The organism is Corynebacterium sp. HMSC062A03 (assembly GCF_001811145.1).
GTDB lineage: Bacteria > Actinomycetota > Actinomycetes > Mycobacteriales > Mycobacteriaceae > Corynebacterium > Corynebacterium aurimucosum.
This window is the reverse complement of sequence record NZ_KV803675.1, coordinates 1-281: the sequence shown is the minus strand read 5'-3', so window position 1 is coordinate 281 and position 281 is coordinate 1. Positions and strand designations below refer to the sequence as shown.

General features: G+C 51.6%; 1 rRNA gene. It reads left to right on the top strand.

From position 1 onward, the window contains the following. Window positions 1-42: 42 nt before the first annotated feature. A 16S ribosomal RNA gene (locus HMPREF2781_RS06285) occupies window positions 43-281 on the top strand; the annotation flags it as partial.

Below are 281 nucleotides of genomic sequence, written 5' to 3'. Positions count from 1 at the left end.
TGGTTTGTCTGTTTGTCTAGGTTTGGGCTTTTCACGGCCTTTTTTGTGGAGAGTTTGATCCTGGCTCAGGACGAACGCTGGCGGCGTGCTTAACACATGCAAGTCGAACGGAAAGGCCAGTGCTTGCACTGGTACTCGAGTGGCGAACGGGTGAGTAACACGTGGGTGATCTGCCTTGCACTCTGGGATAAGCTTGGGAAACTGGGTCTAATACCGGATATGAACTGCCTTTAGTGTGGTGGTTGGAAAGTTTTTTCGGTGCAAGATGAGCTCGCGGCCTA